This is a genomic window from Streptomyces nidicola (assembly GCF_050106155.1).
Classification (GTDB): Bacteria; Actinomycetota; Actinomycetes; order Streptomycetales; family Streptomycetaceae; genus Streptomyces.
Genome location: NZ_JBNBPI010000001.1, coordinates 1115983 through 1135422, shown reverse-complemented (window position 1 = coordinate 1135422; position 19440 = coordinate 1115983). Strand labels below are relative to the sequence as shown.

Annotated in this window: 18 protein-coding genes; 4 read left to right on the top strand and 14 right to left on the bottom strand. The window is 70.9% G+C overall.

All coding sequences use genetic code 11. The features are described from left to right. Positions 1-4: 4 nt before the first annotated feature. The 8 genes from ACOKM3_RS05320 to ACOKM3_RS05285 all read right to left on the bottom strand — a co-directional run bounded on the left by ACOKM3_RS05320 (position 5) and on the right by ACOKM3_RS05285 (position 7476). Positions 5-1408: an MFS transporter gene (locus ACOKM3_RS05320; protein ID WP_426897404.1), complete on the bottom strand. Its 1404-nt coding sequence runs from the start codon at positions 1406-1408 to the stop codon at positions 5-7. Between the two features lie 8 nt (positions 1409-1416). Beyond that, entirely contained in the window at positions 1417-2568 is a 1152-nt protein-coding gene (locus ACOKM3_RS05315) for an LLM class flavin-dependent oxidoreductase (protein ID WP_426897402.1), read from the bottom strand. A 74-nt stretch (positions 2569-2642) separates the two neighbouring features. Then, positions 2643-2744 (bottom strand): putative leader peptide, encoded by a 102-nt coding sequence (locus tag ACOKM3_RS05310; protein ID WP_426897401.1) that lies wholly within the window; start codon positions 2742-2744, stop codon positions 2643-2645. Between the two features lie 126 nt (positions 2745-2870). Then, positions 2871-3092 carry a hypothetical protein gene (locus ACOKM3_RS05305; RefSeq protein WP_426897399.1) on the bottom strand — a complete coding sequence of 74 codons (222 nt, stop codon included), beginning with the start codon at positions 3090-3092 and terminating at the stop codon, positions 2871-2873. Between the two features lie 150 nt (positions 3093-3242). Further along, positions 3243-3866: a TetR/AcrR family transcriptional regulator gene (locus ACOKM3_RS05300; protein ID WP_426897397.1), complete on the bottom strand. Its 624-nt coding sequence runs from the start codon at positions 3864-3866 to the stop codon at positions 3243-3245. Between the two features lie 4 nt (positions 3867-3870). After that, positions 3871-5004: a hypothetical protein gene (locus ACOKM3_RS05295; RefSeq protein WP_426897395.1), complete on the bottom strand. Its 1134-nt coding sequence runs from the start codon at positions 5002-5004 to the stop codon at positions 3871-3873. Between the two features lie 63 nt (positions 5005-5067). After that, a complete protein-coding gene (locus ACOKM3_RS05290; protein WP_426897393.1) occupies positions 5068-6618 on the bottom strand; it encodes an FAD-dependent oxidoreductase in 1551 nt (516 codons plus the stop codon). 111 nt (positions 6619-6729) lie between these two features. Then, complete coding sequence (locus ACOKM3_RS05285) at positions 6730-7476, bottom strand: helix-turn-helix domain-containing protein (protein ID WP_426897391.1); 747 nt, start codon at positions 7474-7476, stop codon at positions 6730-6732. 239 nt (positions 7477-7715) lie between these two features. Here ACOKM3_RS05285 and ACOKM3_RS05280 point away from each other — a divergent pair, with 239 nt between their 5' ends. Beyond that, positions 7716-8360, top strand: coding sequence for a DUF3159 domain-containing protein (locus ACOKM3_RS05280; protein WP_426897389.1), 645 nt, complete (start codon positions 7716-7718; stop codon positions 8358-8360). Positions 8361-8442: 82 nt separating this feature from the next. Beyond that, positions 8443-10149, top strand: coding sequence for a CocE/NonD family hydrolase (locus ACOKM3_RS05275; protein ID WP_426897387.1), 1707 nt, complete (start codon positions 8443-8445; stop codon positions 10147-10149). 25 nt (positions 10150-10174) lie between these two features. On the opposite strand, the gene ACOKM3_RS05270 is transcribed toward ACOKM3_RS05275, so the two are convergent. The 3 genes from ACOKM3_RS05270 to ACOKM3_RS05260 are packed head-to-tail and all read right to left on the bottom strand — an operon-like array spanning position 10175 to position 13430. Beyond that, complete coding sequence (locus tag ACOKM3_RS05270; protein ID WP_426897385.1) at positions 10175-11515, bottom strand: amidohydrolase family protein; 1341 nt, start codon at positions 11513-11515, stop codon at positions 10175-10177. Beyond that, on the bottom strand, positions 11512-12036 hold the full coding sequence (locus tag ACOKM3_RS05265) for a nucleoside deaminase (RefSeq protein WP_426897383.1): 525 nt from the start codon (positions 12034-12036) through the stop codon (positions 11512-11514). Before ACOKM3_RS05265 ends, ACOKM3_RS05270 begins: the two co-directional genes overlap by 4 nt. Further along, positions 12033-13430 carry a purine-cytosine permease family protein gene (locus tag ACOKM3_RS05260; protein WP_426897381.1) on the bottom strand — a complete coding sequence of 466 codons (1398 nt, stop codon included), beginning with the start codon at positions 13428-13430 and terminating at the stop codon, positions 12033-12035. The genes ACOKM3_RS05265 and ACOKM3_RS05260 overlap by 4 nt, the downstream gene beginning before the upstream one ends. A 231-nt stretch (positions 13431-13661) precedes the next feature. Between ACOKM3_RS05260 and ACOKM3_RS05255 the strand changes: the two genes are divergently transcribed. Together ACOKM3_RS05255 and ACOKM3_RS05250 are read left to right on the top strand one after the other, a co-directional pair. Continuing rightward, positions 13662-15185: a PucR family transcriptional regulator gene (locus tag ACOKM3_RS05255; protein WP_426897379.1), complete on the top strand. Its 1524-nt coding sequence runs from the start codon at positions 13662-13664 to the stop codon at positions 15183-15185. A 58-nt stretch (positions 15186-15243) separates the two neighbouring features. Further along, positions 15244-16017, top strand: coding sequence for an SDR family NAD(P)-dependent oxidoreductase (locus ACOKM3_RS05250; RefSeq protein ID WP_426897377.1), 774 nt, complete (start codon positions 15244-15246; stop codon positions 16015-16017). Positions 16018-16154: 137 nt separating this feature from the next. Here ACOKM3_RS05250 and ACOKM3_RS05245 read toward each other — a convergent pair whose 3' ends face one another. The 3 genes from ACOKM3_RS05245 to ACOKM3_RS05235 all read right to left on the bottom strand — a co-directional run bounded on the left by ACOKM3_RS05245 (position 16155) and on the right by ACOKM3_RS05235 (position 19230). Next, complete coding sequence (locus ACOKM3_RS05245) at positions 16155-16463, bottom strand: hypothetical protein (RefSeq protein WP_426897375.1); 309 nt, start codon at positions 16461-16463, stop codon at positions 16155-16157. Between the two features lie 116 nt (positions 16464-16579). Then, a complete protein-coding gene (locus ACOKM3_RS05240) occupies positions 16580-18016 on the bottom strand; it encodes a threonine/serine exporter family protein (RefSeq protein WP_426897373.1) in 1437 nt (478 codons plus the stop codon). After that, entirely contained in the window at positions 18016-19230 is a 1215-nt protein-coding gene (locus ACOKM3_RS05235) for a cation:proton antiporter (RefSeq protein ID WP_426906709.1), read from the bottom strand. The genes ACOKM3_RS05240 and ACOKM3_RS05235 overlap by 1 nt, the downstream gene beginning before the upstream one ends. Between the last annotated feature and the right edge of the window lie 210 nt (positions 19231-19440).

The window sequence follows — 19440 nt, the reverse complement described above, 5'->3', positions numbered from 1 at the left end:
CCGTTCAGGCGGGGACAGGCTCCCCGGCCCGCGCGTCCGACTCGCCGTCGGTCGACCGGCCGGTCCGTACGAACAGGTCCTTCTCGCGCAGCCGGGACGTCGCCCAGACGCTGCCCGCCGCGGAGAGGACGAGGTAGCCGCAGGCCGGCCACGGGGTGCCGGATCCGAGCGCGAGGAACGCGGTGACCAGGAGCGGCGTGATGCCGGACGCGAAGATGCCGGACACCTGGTAGACCGCCGACATGCCCGTGTAGCGCACGTGCACCGGGAACAGCGCGGCGAACAGCGTGCCCTGCGCCCCGTAGAAGCAGGCGTGCACGATGCCAAGAGCGAGCACGAGTGCCACGGCGAAGCCGAGCACGCCGCCCGTCTGGAACAGCAGGAAGGCGGGGAAGACCGCCACCCCGAACGCCGCCATGCCCGTCATATAGGTGCGCCGTGCGCCGAACCGGTCCACCAGCCGCCCCGACACCGGGACGAGCACCGCCATCACCAGCGACGCGCCCGTCACCGTCAACAGCACCGAGGTGCGCGGCAGTTGCAGCGTCCCGGTCGCGTACGTCAGCGCGAAGACGCCCCAGGTGTTGAAGGCCACGCCCTCGCCCCAGCGGGCCACCATGCCGAGGAGCAGGTGGCGGCGCGTCAGGCGGTCGCGTACCACCTCGACCAGGGGGACGGCCCTGGGGCCCGTCGTCATGCCGAGCACGGCGCGGAAGGCGGGCGTCTCGTCGATCTTCAGCCGTACGGTAAGACCGACCGCCACCAGGACGAGGCTGGCCAGGAACGCGACCCGCCACCCGTAGCCGAGGAACGCCTCGTCGCTCAGTACGTTGCTCAGGAGCGCGAACACGCCCGTGCCGAGGGCGAGTCCGAGCGCAAGGCCGATCTGCGGGTAGCTGCCGAACCGGCCCTTGCGGCCCTCCGGCCCGTGCTCCACGGCCAGCAGCACGGCTCCGGCCCACTCGCCGCCGAGCGCCACGCCTTGCGCGACACGCAGGACGAGCAGCAGTACGGGGGCGAGCGCGCCCACCTGTTCGTACGTGGGCAGGAGGCCGATCAGCGCGGTCGAGACACCCATCAGGCCCATGGTGAACGCGAGGGTGCGTTTGCGGCCCACGCGGTCGCCGATGTGCCCGAAGAGGAGGCCGCCGAGCGGACGGGCGACGAAGCCCACCGCGAACGTGGCGAAGGCGAGCATGGTGCCGACGGTGCCGTTCGTCTCCGGGAAGAACAGCTTCCCGAAGACGAGGCTCGCGGCCGTGCTGTAGAGGAAGAAGTCGTACCACTCGACGGTGGTGCCCAGCAGGCTGGAGAGGACCACGGTGCGCAGTTTGCGTCCGGACGTGGTGCTGCTCTCCGTGCCCGTGTCCCGGGCGCGCGTCAGTGGTGTGTCCGTATCCGTGTTCATGTCCGCGCTCACACGCCCGCGAACGCCACGGTGCCGGGCTCGACGGGGGCCGGTGCGGCCGGGTGGCGCCACACGCCGCGGCGCTCCAGCAGCGGCAGGACGCCCTCGCCGAACCAGTACGCCTCCTCCAGGTGCGGCACGCCCGAGAGGACGAACTCGTCGATTCCCAGCCGGTGGTACTCCTCGATGCGGTCGGCGACCTCCGTGTGGCTGCCGACCAGTGCCGTGCCGGCGCCGCCGCGCACCAGGCCGACGCCGGCCCACAGGTTGGGGTAGATCTCGAGGTCGGAGCTGGTGCCGCTCGCATGCAGCGCGCGCATCCGCTTCTGGCCCTCGGACTCGGAGGTCGCGAGGCCGCGCTGGACGGCGGCGATGCGCTCGGGGTCCATGCCCTCCAGTAGACGCTCGGCCTCCGCCCAGGCCTGCGCGGCGGTGTCGCGGGCGATGACGTGCAGCCGGATGCCGAACCGGACGGTGCGGCCGAGGAGTTCGGCCCGCCTGCGGACCTCCGCGATCTTCTCGGCGACGGCGGCCGGAGGCTCGCCCCAGGTCAGATACGTGTCCGTGTGCCGGGCGGCGACATCCAGGGCGGCGGGGGACGAACCGCCGAAGTAGACGCTGGGCACCGGGTCCGGCAGCCGGTTCAGGCGGGCGCCCTCCACGCGGAGGTGCTCGCCGTGGTGGTCGACGGTCTGCCCGTCCCACAGGCGGCGCACGATGTCGAGGAACTCGCCCGTCCGTGCGTACCGCTGGTCCTTGTCGAGGAAGTCCCCGTAGGCGCGCTGCTCGGCGCTCTCGCCGCCGGTCACCACGTTGAGCAACAGGCGACCGTGGGACTGCCGTTGATAGGTGGCGGCCATCTGGGCGGAGAGCGTGGGGGAGATCTGGCCGGGCCGGAAGGCGACGAGGAACTTCAGCCGCTCGGTGACCTGCGTCAGCATCGCCGTGGTCAGCCACGCGTCCTCGCACCAGGCGCCGGTGGGCGTCAACGCCCCCTCGAAGCCGAGCTGTTCGGCGGTTCGGGCGATCTGGCCCAGGTACTCCACGGACGCCGGACGGTCGCCCCCCGCGGTGCCGGGGGTCGAGCCGTGACCGCCGCCGACGACGTGGCGGCTGTCGCCGGTGGTGGGCAGGAACCAGTGGAAGGTGAGTGTGGACATGACGGGCTGAGGACCTCACAGAGCGTGGAGCAGAGAACGGAGCGGTGGCCGAGTGCGGCCCTCAAGGGGCGGCGTCAGAGCCGACAGCAGGCCCCGGCGTACAGGCAGAGGTCGATGTGTCGACGGGTGACGAGCGGAGTACGAACAGCGGGCCAACGAAGATCGAGCGGCTGCACGGGCCTCCTCCCACCTTGCCTATAATTCCTACCGGATTACTAGGAATGCTCTCCGTGCCGGTGCCCGTAGGTCAAGTTCCGTCTCAGCAGGCGGACGCGGAGGGGTGTGTCGACGGCCGGGCCGACTCACTGGTCCATGACATCGCACACTCCTGCCAGGCTGCCGTCGCTCACCACCGGCGGCAGGGCGGCGGCGGACTCGGCACAGGTGCTCGTGTCGTTCCCGGTGAGGGGCGACGCGCTGTCGGTGGCCGAGGACGCGGCCGAGGCGGGGGCCGCGAGGGACGCCAGGGCGCCTGTGGCGAGAGCGGCGGCACCGACCGCAGAGCGAAGCGAGGATCCACGCATGGAGAGCTCCAACAGTTCGAAGGAGGCGCTGGTCGCGCCAGGGCACGCCGCGACGGCGCACCCTGCCCGAGTAACGGCCGCCCCGTTTCGCCGGACACGGGCGATCGCTCAAGCTGGTGAGCGGACGGCGGGCCTGTCGCGGATACGCCCTCAGAGGCGCGGGCGCGTGGGTGCCGTCGGCCCGGACAGCGCCGGTGCCAGCCAGCGGTTGAGGAGGGTGCGGAGCCGGGTCTCGTCCTGGGGGGACTCGCCGGGATGCTGGAGCAGTGACGTCAGAAGGCGCATGATCATCTCGGCGAGGCCGTCGAGGTCCTCCTCGCCGATGCCCGCGGCGGACCAGTCGACGGGGAAGCGCTGCAGCATCTTGGCGCCGTAGACGATGGTGTCACCGGTGGTGGCGCCGCGGCCGAAGGCGGTGCTGTCCCCGAGTTGCAGCAGGAGGCTCAGGCGGGGCTCGGTGGGGATGGTCCGTACGCAGAAGATCATGCCCTCGACCACGGCTTCGGCCGGGTCGGTGATGCCTTGCAGGTGCGTGATCATCAGGTCGACGAACGACTCGGCGCCCTGGGCCGCCACCTCGGCGATGATGTCGCTGAGCCGCCCGAAGTGGCGGTACACGGTCTGGCGGGTGACGCCGAGTTCTCCGGCGACGTCGGACAGGGTCGTCTTCGTGACGCCGTGCCGGTCGACGCAGCGGGCCGTCGCGTCGATGATCCGCTGCCGTGCCTCCGCGTCCGATGCGGGAGGTCGGCCTCCCCAGCCGTGGTGCCCCATGGCCTCAGGATCGCACAGGCTCCAGGGCCCGTTGGGGCCTGGTCGCGCGGAGGGCGGCCACGACCAGGCCGGTCGCGGCGAGGGCGCACAGGACGGCGTACCAGAGGCTGCCGACCGGTGTGCCCTGCTCGGTGACGCCGCCGGACGCATCGACGTAGGCGGGCAACGCGACCAGCCAGAGCACCACATGGACGGCGAGGTACAGGGCCGGATACGTCCTCGCGAACCCCGGCGACGCGGCCGGGGCCGGCATCGGCTGCGTACGGCGCGCACGCCACACATCCGCGAGCAGATAGAGGCCCACGATCCAGACCAGGGCGATCTCGACGCCCAGAATGGATCGCTGGATGCCGAGTTGGTCACCGCCCCGGAAGAGGTTGCTGGGGATGCCGGCGATGCCCATCGCCAGTGGTGTCAGCACACCGGCGGCGACGGTGCGCAGGCCGACCTGACGGCCGGTGGGCGTGGCCCGGCCGTCCCGTGCGCCGACCATCCGTACGACGAGGTAGGTCATCGCGCCGAAGGAAACAGAGGCGAACAGGAACATGCTGTTCATCGGGACGGACGCGAGCGCCGGTTCGTTGATCATCGTGTTGCCGGGGTTCCAGGCCCACCACTTCAGCTGCGGTCCGAGCTGATCGAAGATCTCGTAGAAGACCTGGCAGACGAACGCGACGGCCAGCGAACCGGCCAGCGGGCCGCGCCGGGCGAACACGCCGAGGGCGCGGACCAGTTCGTAGGCGAGCTGCGACAGCGCCGGATAGAACGCCACGATGTACAGCGGCAGCCGGTCGTACATGAACTGCACGGTGAACACGTTGTGGGAGAAGATGAAGCCGACGTGCTCCTGCAGCCCGAACCAGCTCGGGAAGTAGAGCGGTGGCTCGATGACCGCCAGGTAGACGACCGAGGCGAACCACAGCGAGATGTTGACGGGGTCGCCGTCGCGGCGCCACCGCCGCCAGGCGTGGACGAAGGCGAACACCGCCCCGCCGACGACGAGCAGTTCCAGGAACGGCATGGTGCCGCTCTCCAGTCCGAACGGGTTGCGGAAGTCCACGACCGGAGCCGCGTCATGGCACGAGAAGCCGAGCCCTTCCGCGAGGCGCTCGGCCGCGGAGTCGCATGAGTAGCCCATCCGTCACTCCTCCAGGCGGGTCCAGTCGGTTCCGGCCGATTCCGGCCGGTCGGCCTTGGTGTCTCAGTCGTTGACGAGGTCGGTCTCGGCGGCGGGCGAGCGGTGGTCCTGCGCGTATGCGTGGGCGTTGGCCCTGGTGATACCGGTGAAGTCGGTGCCGGGCGGGTCCTGTTGGTCGTCGAAACCGTGCGGCACGACCGTCCGTCCGAACAGCTCGCGCACCTTGTGGCGCGCGATACGGAGCCAGAACCGTGGGTCGGTGGCCATCTCGTGCAGCGACTTGTCGAGGTTGAAGACGGCGGTGAACGTCCGCTCCACGTAGTCGTCCTCGCGGCTCGTGGCGGTGATCGCGTTGAAGACCGGCCAGCTCACGCGCGCGGCGATCCTGCGGCGCCAGGCGGGGACGACCTCGGTGCCGGTCGCGAAGTCGTAGGCCTGGTCGCGGGCCATCGCGAGCATCCAGGGCACGTCGAGCGACTTCTTCTGCCGCGCCAGGAACTCGCGGAAGAAGGCGGCGTCGAGGGTGTCCCGGGCGCGCAGCAGCTCGGCCAGGATGAGTGCGGAGCGGGCCGCCGAGCTCATGCCCTGGGCGTAGAACGGATTGAACGCGCAGATCGAGTCACCGACGCTCACCAGGCCGAGGGGCGGCCGGTCCAGCAGGTCGAAGCGGCGCCACTTGTTGCCGGTCGAGCGGGTCAGGTGCACCTCGGAGGTGGGTGTGCAGCCGTGCATCGCCCGCCCGAAGGACGCCGCCCGCACGCGGTCCGCCGCGCCCTCGAACGCCGCCACGTCGCGCGGCATCCGCAGGCCCCACGCCCCCATGCACACGATGGCCCGATCACCCTCGATCGGGAAGAAGTTGCTGAGGAACTCGTGCTCCTCGGGGTGCTCGCCGGTGTCCTGCGTCGGGGTGACGACCAGATGCTTCCACCACCACGACGCGGGACGCCGCTCGGCGGGCGGCAGGTCGTACCACCGGGAGGTGTAGGTGACCTTCGCGTCGAGCGTCTTCTCCTCGGCCGCCGGCCATCCCGCCCCGCTCAGCCAGTCCGCCACGGAGGAGCCACGCCCCAGCGCGTCGACGACGAGCTCGGCGTCCAGCGAGCCCGAGTCGTCCTCCGTATCGTCCGTATCGTCCGTACGGAACTCAACTCCCGCTACGCGCCCGGCCGTTGTGTCACCGTCACTGGTACGCAGACCGGTGACGGTCACGCCCTCGCGGATCTCGATGGCCGGGAGTTCACGTGCCTTGTCGCGCAGGACCCGCTCGATGAGCACGCGGGAGCTGTAGACCATCGTCATCGAACTGGACTTGCGCGCGGCATAGCCGTCGTTCTCGCAGTACGCCGCGTCCAGCGACGGCATCAGGAGCATCCCGCCCGCGGCGATCAGCGCGTCCTCGAAGCCGGGGAAGATCTCACCGATCGCGCGGCGCCCGGAGTTGAGCAGGAAGTGCGGGTGCTTGCTCTGCGGTACGCCGCGTCGGTGCTCGGCGTCCGGCGGGAGTCGATCCCGCTCCAGGACGATCACCTTGTCGAAATGGTTCGCGAGCACTCCCGCGGCACACAGCCCCGCGATGCTGCCGCCGAGCACCACGGCCGTCTTTCCCCGCATGATCCCTCCATTCATACACGTCGTGACTGAATGTATGATCGATGGCAGGGGAAGCTAACAGGTGCGCCTCGAAGGCGCCAGGCTTTCCGCGGGGCCTATTGTCCGCAGGGCCTATTGCCCACCCCGCTCGTCGCGGGCGAGCAGGATGCCCAGTCGGCGCAGGACGTCCACCTGGGCGTCGTTGTAGATGTCCTGGATGGCCTTGCCGACGGTCGACTTGGCGAATTCCTCGCCCCGCGGGGCGTCGGCGGGCAGGGTCTTCAACGCGGGGTGCTGCCGTTGCAGCGACCGCACGTAGGGCACCATGCGTTCGGCGAGGTCGGCGCGGGTCTGTTCGTCGGCGTCGGGCGGCAGTTGTTCGAATGCCGCGCCGGCGGGATCGACGACGGGGTTCTTCATCAGGTCGGCATAGGCCGCCGTGCCCTTCGGACCGAGCACCGTGCTCAGCACGGTGACGAACGAATGGTCCGACTCGGACAACGGGGTGTTGCCGGTCGCGGCCGCCGTGGCGAACTCCAGGGGCAGGTCGGTCGCGACCTCCTTGCGCAGGATGAATCCGAGTTCCATCCTGGCCCGCTGCAACCGTTCGATGGTGGCGGCCAGTTCGGCGTCGAGCGCGCGCAATGCTTCCTCCGGGTGATCGTCGGCCGTGCTCATCTCCGCGATCTGGGACAGGGGGAAGCCCAGGTCGACGAGGCGTTTGATGCGCAGCAACCGGACGAGATGGGCCACGCCGTACTGCTTGTAGCCGTTGGCCCGGCGTTCCGGCTCATCGAGCAGGCCGACCTCGTGGTAGTGGCGTACGGCCCGCAGGCTGGTGCCCGCGAGCTCGGCGATCTCACGCGTGCTCCATGCCATTGATTCGCACTCCGTTCGACTTCCTGCGGTTCGGCTTCTCGCGGTTCGAATTCTCGTGGTTGGGCTTCTGGCGGTTGGCCGCGCGGCCTTTGCTCACCCCATTCGAAACCATGCCGTCGCGGCACGGTCAAGCGCTACACCGCGCCCTCCGGCCGGGCTTGACTGTGCCGTGACGGCACGGTTTCTCCTGGGTCCCAGCGCACCGACGGCACGGATTCGCGACGACCGAGGAGTACGCCATGACGGACCAGACACGCACCGGTACGGCCGGGCAGAGCCAAGCCCAGCAGAAGCTGCTCGACCAGCTCGGCGGGACGAAGGGGATGGTGTACTCGGCGATCCCGGTCGCCGGCTTCGTCGCCGCGAACGCCGCGCTCGGCCGGCTGCCGCTCGCGATCGGCATCGCGCTCGCCGTGGCCCTGCTCGTCACCGTGTGGCGGATGGTGCGGGGGGAGCCGTTCACCGCGGCGGCCGGCGGGCTCTTCGGTGTGGCGGCCGCGGGCGGCGTCGCGGCGTGGGTCGGCTCGGCGGGCGGGTTCTTCCTGATCGGGATCTGGGCGAGCTGCGCGGGCGCGGTGCTCCTGGCTGTCTCGCTGCTGGCCCGCAGGCCGCTGACCGGCCTGCTGTGGAACGCGCTGCACGGCAACCGGCACCCGTGGCGCGACGACCGTCCCAGCATGCTGGCGCACGACGTCGCCACGGCCACCCTGACCGTCCTGTTCGGGGCCCGGTTCGGCGTGCAGCTGTGGCTGTACGAGAACGACTCCACGGCCTGGCTCGCCCTCGCCAAGGTCGGCATGGGCGTACCGCTGCTGGCGCTGGCCCTGCTGGTCGTCTTCTGGGCGTTCCGCCGGTCGACCAAGCGGCTCGTCGAGCGGGTTTGACCGTGCCGCGAGGGCACAGAGTCGCCTCTCACCGCCCATCTCTCGCCCCACACCTCTCACGGCTGACCTCCCGGAGGAGACCATGAAGAAGATCCCCTTGGCCGTCGCGGCCACCACCACAGCCGCCGTCACCGTCCTGGCGCTGGCCGGCACCCACATCGCTCCCGCCGGCGCGGCACAGTCCACGGCAGCCGCCGCCGATGACGCGGTGACTCACCAGGACAACGAACGTGTCCCCAAGGGCGCCGCGTGGACCCAGCACTACTTCCCGTCCTCGGACGCCTCCGGCGCCGACCTGCACGCGGATGTCCTGCTGCCGGAAGACCTTCCCCAGGGCAAGAAGGTGCCGGTCATCCTCTCCGTCGGCTCCTACTTCGGCCACTCCGGAGAGCTCACGGACGAGAAGTGGAAGACGACAGGACCGTCCGGGCGCTTCAAGGACCTCGTCGAGGGCGGCGATCTGTTCCAGCGGGGCTACGCCCTGGTGCAGGTGGACCTGCGCGGCTTCGGCGGGTCCAGCGGATGCCTCGACTACATGGGCAAGGGTGAACAGGCCGACGTCAAGGCGGCGATCGACTGGGCGGCGGAACAACCGTGGTCCACAGGCAAGGTCGGGATGTACGGCAAGTCGTACGACGCGACGACCGCCCTGGTCGGCAACAACCTGGACCAGGACGCGCTGAAGGCCGTCGTCGCCCAGGAGCCCGTCTGGGACATGTACCGCCTGACCCGCTCCAACAGGATTCCGAAGCTCGGCGGGGTTCTCGCCCCCAACACCTACAACCAGATCGCCCAGTTGCCGCCGCTGCCCGACGACCAGAAGCGCTACAAGAAGAACAACCAGTACGAGTTGAAGCACCCCGAATGCGCCGCCTACAACACGGACCACAACCTCAAGGCCGACCCCGAGGACCCGTACTGGCGACAGCGTGACCTGGCGGAGCAGGCCAAGGGCAGCGACACACCGCTGTTCTTCACCCAGGGCTTCATCGAGTCCAACACCACGCCGGAGGCCATGCAGGAGTACCTCGCGGGCCACAAGGGCACCGAGCGCGCCTGGCTCGGCCAGTGGGACCACGTACGCGGCAACTCACGTACAGAGGACGGCCGTCTGGAGATGGGGCGGCCGAACTGGTTCACGGAGGTGATGTCGTTCTACGACCAGCAGCTCAAGGGGACCGACCCCACGACCGCCTACCCGGCCTTCGCCATCCAGGACAGCACCGGAACCTGGCGCTCCCAGGACACCTGGCCGGAATCGGACCGGTCCGCCGATGTGCCGCTGCGCGACGGGTCCTACGTGGACAAGGGCGAGCCCGGCGACTCCGCGAGCTTCCTCACGTGGTCCGAACCCGTCGAGCGCGACGTCCGCGTCACCGGAACCCCCAGGATCCGGATGGACACCGAGGGCAGCGGCAACGTCATGGTCAAGCTGTACGACGCCGCACCGGACGGCTCCGCCGTCATGTTCGACCAGCAGGTCGCCATGGCCGACGGCTCCGGCAGCGTGGCCGTGGACCTCAAGTCGACCGACTGGCGGCTGAAGGCCGGGCACTCCCTGGCCGTCGAGATCGGCACCGTCCAGGACGGCGCGTGGATCGACACCCCGACCGGCGACCGCATCACGGTGAGCGACGCACACCTCCACCTCTCCGTCGACGACCCTGCCGACGACAAGGCCACCGAAGGCGAGCGCTCGCCGTACCTCGACACCTACCTGAAGATGTACACGAAGAAGGAACTGCCCACGCAGGCACCGTCGTTCACGGTCCCCGCGGCCCGCGACTGACACGCCGCGTGACGTACGCCCCTGGCTACCGGGCTCCCGGAAGCGCCGCCCGCCGCCGGAACAGTTCCTCCGCCGCCTCCTGCGCGCGCAGCCGTACCTGTTCCGTGTCCACGCTCAGCACCTTCCCACCGGACACGCGTAGTTCGCCGTCGACCCACACATGGTCCACGTCGGCGGCGGACGCGGAGAACACCAGATGAGGAACCGCGTTGAAGTCCTCGCCGTGGAGGAGGGGAGTGGTGTGAAGCGCCCGCAGGTCGACCGTGACGACGTCGGCGCGCTTGCCCGCCACCAGCGAACCCGTCACGTCGTCGAGGCCGAGGGCGCGGGCGCCGTCCCGGGTGGCCGTGTCGAGGATGTCCCACGGGTCGCCGGTCGTCGGGTCGAGGGAGGTCACCTTCTGCAGCAGCGAAGCGAACTTCATCTCCTCCAGCAGGTCGAGGTTGTTGTTCTCCTTCTCGCCGTCGCTGCCGATGCCGACGGCGATGCCGCGCCGGCGCATGTCGGCGACCCGGGCGGGACCCGACGACAGCTTCATGTTGGAGCAGGGGCAGTGGGCGACGCTCGTACCGGTCTGGGCCAGCAGGTCGAGCTCGCGGTCGTCGAGCCAGACACAGTGGGCGATCACGGTGTGCGGTCCGAGGATGCCGCGATGGTGGAACTCCTCGACTGGGCGGCGTCCGAACTGCCGCAGCGACTCCTCGACTTCCCAGGTCGTCTCGGAGGAGTGGGTGTGCAGCCCGGTGTCGAACTCGTCCGCCAGCGCGGCAGCCGCGCGGAAGGCCTCCTCGCTGCAGTAGAAGAGGTGCTCAAGGCCCACCCAAGAGCGCACCCGGCCGCTCGCGTACGTGCGGTACTCCTTCAGGAGACGACGGTTGGTCTCCAGCGTCTCGAAGTAGTCGTAGCCGGGGAGGTCGGCGACGTAGGGGACAAGCGTGGCGCGGATGCCGACCTGTTCGGCGGCGTGCGCCGAGCCCTCCATGTGGCGCCACATGTCCATCACGGACGTGGTGCCCGCGCGCAGCGATTCCGTGTAGCAGAGCAGCGACGCGGCCTCGGCGATGTCGGGGGTGAGCGCCTTGTGGGCCGGGTCCACGTAGTCGCGGAGCCAGTCCCAAAGGGACTTGGACTCGGCGGTGCCGCGCAACAGGCCCGAGTGCAGGTGGGTGTTGTGCAGCCCGGGAATGACGGCGTGGCCGGTGGCGTCGATGACCTGCGCGTCGGTGCCGGCGAAGGCCTCCGGGCGGTCGACGGCGACGATCCGGTCGCCCTCCAGGAGGACGGATCCGGGGTCCAGGACCGTCTTCGTGCCGTCGCAGGGGATGACGATGCCGTTGTGGATGAGAGTGCGGCGTGTGTGCGTCATGCCCAGAACCCCGCGTGCACCGCCGCCGCCTCTTCGTGCAGGCACGGCCCGACGACATCCACCGGACGCTGCCCGGCCGCCAGCACCTCCCGGCACGGCAGTGCCATCGTCGGGTTCTCGGGGTTCGCGCCGGTCAGGGCGAGAAGTTCGTCCTCGCCCAGGGCGTAGGCGACCCGGCCGATGCCGCTCCAGTAGACGGCCCCTGTGCACATCGCGCACGGCTCCGTGGAGGTGTAGAGCGTGGCTCGGGCCAGTGTGTCGCGGTCGTAGGTACGTGTCGCCAGGCGTACGAGGTTGGTCTCGGCGTGGCCGGTTGCGTCCCGCTCCGAGACGACGGTGTTGCCGGCCTCCAGGACCTGCTCACCGTCGAGGACGAGCAGCGCGCCGAAGGGATGGTTGCCGACGGCGCGGGACTGCGCCGCCGCGACGATGGCGGCCCGCAGGAACGCCTCGTCCTGTGCACTGGGCGCAGTGGTGGTCGTGGCGGTGGTCGCGGTCGTGGTGGTGCTCGTGGGCGTCATGCCTCGCTCCTCAACTTCTCGTACGGTACGGATGGTTGGGGTCGGTCGGACGTACGGGGGCGTGGACACACCACGGTGTACGCGGCCCCCGCCACCGCGAACCCGACGAACAGGCCGAACGATCCGAGCACCGGATGTGCCTCGGCGAGCGGCCCCGTATAGAGGGACTGGTTCATGAACGGCAGCTCGGCCGCGACGGCGAGCAGCACGCACGGCAGGCCCCGGCCGAAGCGGTGCCCGACGTCGTACGGATCCGCGAGCGCGTGCCGCCCGCGGCCCCAGTACGCGACGATCATCACCGCGCCCCACGGCGCCAGCCAGTAACCCGTCATCAGGAGGAAGTCGTTGAGCTGCGCCGCGAAGTCGCCGTGCCCCGCGTACCAGGCGAGCGCCGTGCCGAGGCCGCCGACGACGAGGACCGACACCCAGCGCGGGATACTGAACCCGGCGACGAGCGCCGCCATCGCACCGGAGTACAGGTCGATGACCGTGGAGGCGAGCGTGGAGAGCAGCAGGCACAGCAGCACGACGGTGCCGAGAGCGTGTGGCAGCAGGCCGCTGACCATGGCGCTGGGATCGTCGAGCGCGCCCACCGTGCCCAGCGCCGCGCCGAGCGAGCCGATCCACACCCCGGCCAGCGCACCGCCGCCGCCCGCCGCGAGGAACACCCGACGCGGCGAACTCTGCGCCGGCAGATAGCGGCTGTAGTCGGACGCGTACGCGGACCAGCCGAGCACGCGGGCCGCGGTGACGGCGACGACCAGGAGGAACGCCGCGGTCGAGCCGTCGGCCGGGGCCACGGGAGCGGTCGCGTGCGCCGCACCGAACCCGTACGCCGACATCACCGCGAACACCACCACCAGGACCACGGCCAGGACCCGCTCCACGGTGTGGATCAATCGGTATCCCACGACCGCGATGCCGAGCTGGGCCACCGCCATCAGGGCGAGCGCGGGCCCGAAGCCCATGCCGGTGAGATCGCGCAGGATGAAGACCCCGAGCAACGAGTCGACGACACACCAACCGACGCCGTTGACCACGGTGAACGCCGCGGACGGCAGATTCCCGAGGCGGCCGAACGGGCCCCGGGACTGGACGAGTTGGAGCACACCGGTCAGCGGGCCGCGCGTCGAGAACAGGCCGACAAGCGCCGAGCTGAGCAGTGTGCCCGTGACGATCGCGAGGACGGCGGGAAGCAGGTCGAGGCCGAACACCGACGTCGACAGGGCGCCCACACTGAGCGTCGCGAACTGCACGTTCGCGCCGAACCACAGGGTGAAGAGCGACCAGGGGCGGCCGTGCCGCCGCGTGAGCGGCACGGGTTCGGCTCCCAGGCGTTCGATGGTCGAGGTCGAGGTCGAGGTCGAGGGACGGTCTTCGGGGGCGGCGCGCATGGGTGGGCTCCTCACCAGGACAGGACGGGGCGGTGCGGGTGGTCATGCGGCTCGTTGCGTGACTCAGTGAACCGGCGCCGGGGCTCGGGCGGGATTGCAGATCTCTCCAGACGACCGGCCCATTTCACGCGGCGGCCCCGTACTATGCTCCAAACCCCTTGCACGCCGGTGTGCATGCCTGTAACACGAGTCGCCCGCCCTCCCCTTGGGCGGTGCCGAGGAGGCCGACCGGTGGAGCTGTCCGAACTGCTCGCGATGCCACGACTCGGGCTGCGGTCCGTGGTCTCGTCCCCCGTCGAGAGCCCGCGCATCCGGGGCGTCTACACCACCGATCTGCCCGACCCGGGGCGCTACCTCGACGGCGGGGAACTCGTCCTGACCAGCACCACCTGGTACCACGAGCCGCGCGACGCCGATGTGTTCGTCGCCGCGCTGTCAGGGGCGGGCGTCGCCGCGCTCGTCGCCGGGACGGCGGACGTCGGCGCGGTGCCCGCGCCGCTCGCCGACGCCTGCACCCGGCACGGCCTGACGCTGCTCACCGTCGCCGACGAGGTCTCGTTCGCCGCGCTCACCGAGACCGTGCTCGCCGCGCTCGGTGGCGGCCATCGGCGTGCGCCCTCCGTGAACCTGCACCGCGGCCTGGTCGCCAGCATGGCTGCGGGGGAGGGGGCCGAGGGGCTCATCGACGTGTTCGCGCGGGCCACGGGCGTGTGGTGCGCGGTGCTCTCCGCGACCGGGGCGCCGCGCGCCGGAGGCGTCCCCTCGGTGAGCGAGCGGCAACTCGCCCGCGCCCACCACGACGCGCTCGGCGCGGGCGGCTTTCCCGCCGTACGCTCCGTCCCCGGCTGCGGTGAACTCACCCTGTTCCCCGTCCAGTCGCCCGCCGCGCGCCGACCACCCGCCGGGTATCTCGCCGCCTCGGGCGACTACCGGGACTGGTCGCCGGGCGTGGCCGACGCCGCGTGGGAGGTGTGCGCGCTGCTCGCGCTCGACGGCGCCGCGGTCCAGGAACGCCGCCGCATCGAGGCGCGCTTCCTGCGCGAGGCCGTCGACCTGCTCACCGACGGCAGGGAAGAGGCGGCCGCGGCCCGGCTCACCAGCCTCGGACACGACCTCGACACACCACTCAGCGCCGTGTACGTGCGCACCACCGGCAGCCCGTACGGGGCCGAACTCGCCGCCACCGTCCTGGAGGACGTCGCCGAACGGCTGCCCGGCTGCTCGGTGCCGATCCCCGCCGAGGACGGCGCGTACCTCATGCTCGTACCCGAGGGCGACCACGACACGTCCGGCACCGCCGAACGGCTCGCGCCGCTCCTCGCGGACGGCCACGCCGCCATCGGCACGGGTGAGCCCGCCACGGGCCCGACCGGCCTGCGCCGCTCCCTGGACGAGGCCCGCAACGCCCTCCGGGTCGCGGCCCTCGGAGCCGGCACCGTACGCACCGCCGACCCCGGCGCCCTCTCCTCCTACCAACTCCTCCTGGCCGCCGTCCCCGACGACGTACGCCGCTTCTACCGCGAGCGCCTGATCGGGGTCGTCGAGCGCTACGACGCCACACACGGCAGCGACCTCGTGGCCACCCTCAGCGCCTTCCTCGACGCCTCCGGCTCCTGGCAGCGCTGCGCCGAGCAACTCCACATCCACGTCAACACGTTGCGCTACCGGCTGCAGCGGGTGGAGCAGCTGACGGGCCACAGCCTCGCCACACTGCGCGACCGCGTCGACTTCTGCCTGGCGCTGAGTATCGGGTGAGGACGGACCGCCGTACGCGGAGGTGTACGCGGGGCGTCCCAGGAGGTTTACTCGCCCAATGAGTGACACGACTGGAATGCTGGCCGGCAAGACTGTCATGATCACGGGTGCTTCGAGCGGTATCGGAGAGGCGGCTGCCCGCCTGTTCGCCGCCGAGGGGGCGGCGGTACTCCTGATGGCACGCCGCGAGGACGTACTGAAGCAACTGGCCCAGGAAATAGCCGACTTGGGCGGCCGGGCGGCGATCAGCCCGGGCGATGTCTCGGTCCCCGAGGACACGCAGCGTGCCGTGGACGCTGCCTGTGAGCACTTCGGCACGCTCGACGCGGCCTTCAACAACGCGGGCTTCGCGGGCGATGACCTGTCGCCGCTGCACGAGCTCGACCAGGCCGTCTTCGAGCGCACGATGGCCGTCAACGTCAGCGGCACCTGGAACTGCCTGCGCTCCCAGATCCCGGTGATGCTCGCCGCGGGCAAGGGCGCGATCGTCAACACGTCCAGCACCGCGGCCATGGGGGCCACCGGGGCGCCCGTGCCCTACGTCGCCGCGAAGCACGCGGTGCTCGGCATGACCAGGGCCGCGGCGGCCGAGTACGCGGAACACGGCATCCGCATCAACTCCCTCGTCGTCGGCACCACCCGCACGGAAATGATCGAGCAAGCAGTGGAGGCCTACCCGGAGTTGGGCCCGGCCTTCGTCGCCCGCCAGATGCAGAAACGCATGGCGGACCCCGTCGAGATCGCCCAGGCGGCCCTGTGGCTGTGCAGCGACCGCGCTTCGTTCGCCACGGGTTCGGGACTGGCCGTGGACGGCGGGTGGACGGCCGGCTGACGGTTCCTCCGCCGAGCGTGCGCCGTTGGCGGGAGGGCGTGAGGAGCCCCCGCCCGGCGAGGGTGCTGCCGGGCGGGGGCTCGGTCACCTTCGGGGCCGGGTGTGGGCCCGCCTCGAAGTGCTCAATCGGTCAGGCCTCAGCCGCCGATCGGGCCGGGGGCGTCGTTGTCGGCGTCCTGGCACTGCTGGATACGGTTCTGGATCGCCCGCGCCTTGGCGCGCTCCTTCGCGGCCGACTTGTGGTAGCCGAGGTTGTCCAGCTTGGCGGCCTTGGACTTGTGGCTGGCGACCTGCTGGCGCATCTTCGGGATGTTGCAGGTGATCGGGCCACGGGCCGACACGCTGCCCTGCTCGGCAACGGGGGCTGCCTGCGCCGGGACGGCCGAGAACAGGACGCCGCCCGCGATGGCGGCGGACACGGCGAGTGTGGTGAAACGTCGAAGCAAAGTCGTTCCTCTCCAAGTGACAGGTCCTACAGACCTGTTGGGGGGTGGCTGATAGCAGTCGGTCACTGTATATGAAGAGATCGACTTCTCCTGGTACCGATCGCGGGCCTGCGGGCTCAGCCGACGGCCGCCCCGGACGCACGAGCCTCCGGGCGCCTGCCCCTCATGCGTTCGCCGCCCGCCCCAAGGAGCGACCCCAGCACCGCGCCGACGCCGATCGCGGCGACGGATGCCAGGGTCGTCACCACGTACTGGTGGGCCCCGGGGACGCCGAGGACGAGTTGGAGCACGCTCCGGTACAGGTCCGGGCCGGGCAGCACGCTGCCGGCGATGCCAGGGATCAGTACCGCCCTCGCGGGAACGCCCGCGGGTGGGCCGATCGCGGCGGACACCGCGCCCATCACCGTGGTGGCGAGCCCCGTCGCCAGCGGGGCCGACCAGTCCAGTTGTGCCATGCCGAACATCTTCACGCCCGCGCCGACCAGCGCCGCGGCGATGGCCCAAGGCACCAGGCGGGGGCCGCCGCCCATGAACACGGCGTTGCCCAGGGCGCCGATGCCGCTGGTGACCAGGGTGAGCCAGACGGGCAGCGCGGCGAGCGTCGTGTCGCGGGCGTCGCCGTCGAGGCCGCGCAGCAGGAACGCGACGGTGAGGATGCCTCCCGCCAGCGCGGCGAAGAACAGGAGAAGGCTCACCGAACGGGCCGCCGCCATCGACCGGAAGCCGTCGATCGCGTCCTCGGTCAGCGAGACGACGGTCAGGATCGGCAGGATCAGGATGACGTTGGCGGCGACGAGGCTCGCCCCTTCACGCCCACTGAGCACCCCGAAGTCGATCAGCGCCATGGCGCCCGCCATGAGGAGGGACGTCTGCACGGCCGTGACGTAGAAGGACGGCAGTCCCGTGCGGCTCAGTGCCCACGCGGCCCGGTTGGTGACCAGGAACAGCAGGGGTGACAGCAGCGCCGCGCGCGCCGTACCGGACGCGAGCACGCACAGCATGGCCGCCAGCACCGCGCCACCGCCCAGGGTGAACCACCAGGGCCACCGCGTCGGCGCCGCCACCAGCCGGTCCAGGTCCGCCCGCGCATCCGCCGGGGCGAGCCGGGTGGCCACGATCCGCACGGTCAGCCGCTCCAGCGCGGTCAGCCGGCTGAGATCCCGCGTGTCCTCCGACCCCAGGACGATCAGCATGACGACCGGCGCGCGTCGGGGCGGCGCGTACTGCACCTGCAACGAACGCCCGGAGATGTCGACCTCCAGGTTCTGCATGCCCCACGTGGCCGTCACCGCCACGACCGCCGTCTGGATGTCACGCGTCGACGACCCGGCCAGGAACAGCTCCCGGCCCAGGTGCAGGACGAACCGCAGCACCTCGGCCGCCTGCCCGTCCTCGAAGTCGCGCGGCGGCGGGAAGGAAACGCTCTCGTACGCGGTCCCGTACAGCCGGTCCAGCAGCGTTCCCTCGTTCTGCCGCAGCCGGTCCAACCGCGCCTGCCGGGCATGCGCCCGGGACCGGACTCGGGACAGGACCCGCCGCACCGGCTCGGCCATCACCACGTCTCCGTCCCGGCGACATCGGTGCGCCCAGGCACCGCCTCACGTTCCTTCCCCCGCAAGCGGAGTCCGAGCAGCGGGAAGACGAGGACGGACACCATGGCGGCGCCGACCATCGCGGCGGCCTCGCCCCTGCCGAGGAGGTCCTCCGCGAGGCCGATCGTCGTGATGGCGACGACCAGCGGCAGGCAGGTGGCCGAGTGGAGCGTCAGCGCCCGGCGGCTGAGGGGAGACAGGTCGCGTGGGGCGAGCGCGTACGCCGGAAGCCCGCGGACGAGCAGGAACAGGACCAGGAACACGGGCAGCAGCACGAGCGGACGCCCACCGGAGAGGAGCGACGACAGGTCGAACTCGATCCCGGTCACGATGAAGAACAGGGGCACGAGAAAGCCGAAGCCCAGGCCCTCGATCTTGCTCAGGACGTCCTCGCCGACCTCCGGCGCCGTGCCCTGGAGGACCAGCCGGGTCAGCAGCCCGGCGGCGAAGGCGCCGAGCAGCACGTCGAGCCCGAAGGCCTGCGACAGGGCGAGCATCGAGACGAGCAGCAGCATGACGAAGCGGACCGCGAACTGGCCGCTCGTGTGCAGCGTCGCCTGGATGACCCGGGTGAACCAGGGCGGGCGCGGGCGGAGCGCCCAGCACACGGCGCCCGCGGTGATGGCGGCGAACACGGCGAGGATGACCGTCGACAGGCCGGGGTCACGGCCGCTGAGCAGGACGGACATGGCGATGATGGGCCCGAACTCGCCGACCGCGCCGAACGCCGTCGTGACGGTGCCGAACCGGCCCTGGAGATCGCCGCTGTCGCGCAGGATGGGCACCACCGTGCCCAGCGCCGTGCTGGTGAGGGCCGTCCCGATGATCACGCTCTTGGGGAAGTCGAGACCGGTCAGGGCCAGCGCCACCGCGAGCCCCGCCGCCAGCGAGATCACCCAGGCCCATACGGACCGGCGCAGCGTGTCGCCGCGGATGGCGTCGAACTGGATCTCGTACCCCGCGAGAAAGATCAGCAGGGACAGGCCGAGGTTCGCGAGGATGTCGGTGATCTCCCCGGAGCGGGCCCACCCGAGAACGTCGGGCCCCATGACGATGCCGAGCACGATCTCGAAGATGACCACGGGGACCCGGACCCAGCGGCCGAGACCGTGTGCCAGCAAGGGGGCCAGCACCGCCGCGGCCATGATGAGGATCAGCGTTCCCGGATGATCCACGACGATGTCCCCCTGGTCTGCGGCCGCTACCTGCTGGTTCCGAGGATCGGGGGAGCGGGCCGGTACGGCATCCATGGGCGGACCATGCGGGTGAACACGCCACGGTCCCGGACGAGTTGAAGCATCGGATACGGGGTGAGCGCGAGGCGCCCGCCGGCCGACACATCCTCCAAATTCGACGGCCCCGACACCCGGGGATTTGATGGATTC

Bases quoted from the DNA above. Each gene is read 5' to 3' on its own strand.
- ACOKM3_RS05285 (WP_426897391.1), bottom strand. From the start codon at position 7,476: ATGGCATGGAGCACGCGTGAGATCGCCGAGCTCGCGGGCACCAGCCTG.
- ACOKM3_RS05300 (WP_426897397.1), bottom strand. From the start codon at position 3,866: ATGGGGCACCACGGCTGGGGAGGCCGACCTCCCGCATCGGACGCGGAG.
- ACOKM3_RS05265 (WP_426897383.1), bottom strand. From the start codon at position 12,036: ATGACGCCCACGAGCACCACCACGACCGCGACCACCGCCACGACCACC.
- ACOKM3_RS05260 (WP_426897381.1), bottom strand. From the start codon at position 13,430: ATGCGCGCCGCCCCCGAAGACCGTCCCTCGACCTCGACCTCGACCTCG.
- ACOKM3_RS05320 (WP_426897404.1), bottom strand. From the start codon at position 1,408: ATGAACACGGATACGGACACACCACTGACGCGCGCCCGGGACACGGGC.
- ACOKM3_RS05280 (WP_426897389.1), top strand. From the start codon at position 7,716: ATGACGGACCAGACACGCACCGGTACGGCCGGGCAGAGCCAAGCCCAG.
- ACOKM3_RS05295 (WP_426897395.1), bottom strand. From the start codon at position 5,004: ATGGGCTACTCATGCGACTCCGCGGCCGAGCGCCTCGCGGAAGGGCTC.
- ACOKM3_RS05305 (WP_426897399.1), bottom strand. From the start codon at position 3,092: ATGCGTGGATCCTCGCTTCGCTCTGCGGTCGGTGCCGCCGCTCTCGCC.
- ACOKM3_RS05270 (WP_426897385.1), bottom strand. From the start codon at position 11,515: ATGACGCACACACGCCGCACTCTCATCCACAACGGCATCGTCATCCCC.
- ACOKM3_RS05315 (WP_426897402.1), bottom strand. From the start codon at position 2,568: ATGTCCACACTCACCTTCCACTGGTTCCTGCCCACCACCGGCGACAGC.
- ACOKM3_RS05290 (WP_426897393.1), bottom strand. From the start codon at position 6,618: ATGCGGGGAAAGACGGCCGTGGTGCTCGGCGGCAGCATCGCGGGGCTG.
- ACOKM3_RS05250 (WP_426897377.1), top strand. From the start codon at position 15,244: ATGAGTGACACGACTGGAATGCTGGCCGGCAAGACTGTCATGATCACG.
- ACOKM3_RS05240 (WP_426897373.1), bottom strand. From the start codon at position 18,016: ATGGCCGAGCCGGTGCGGCGGGTCCTGTCCCGAGTCCGGTCCCGGGCG.
- ACOKM3_RS05275 (WP_426897387.1), top strand. From the start codon at position 8,443: ATGAAGAAGATCCCCTTGGCCGTCGCGGCCACCACCACAGCCGCCGTC.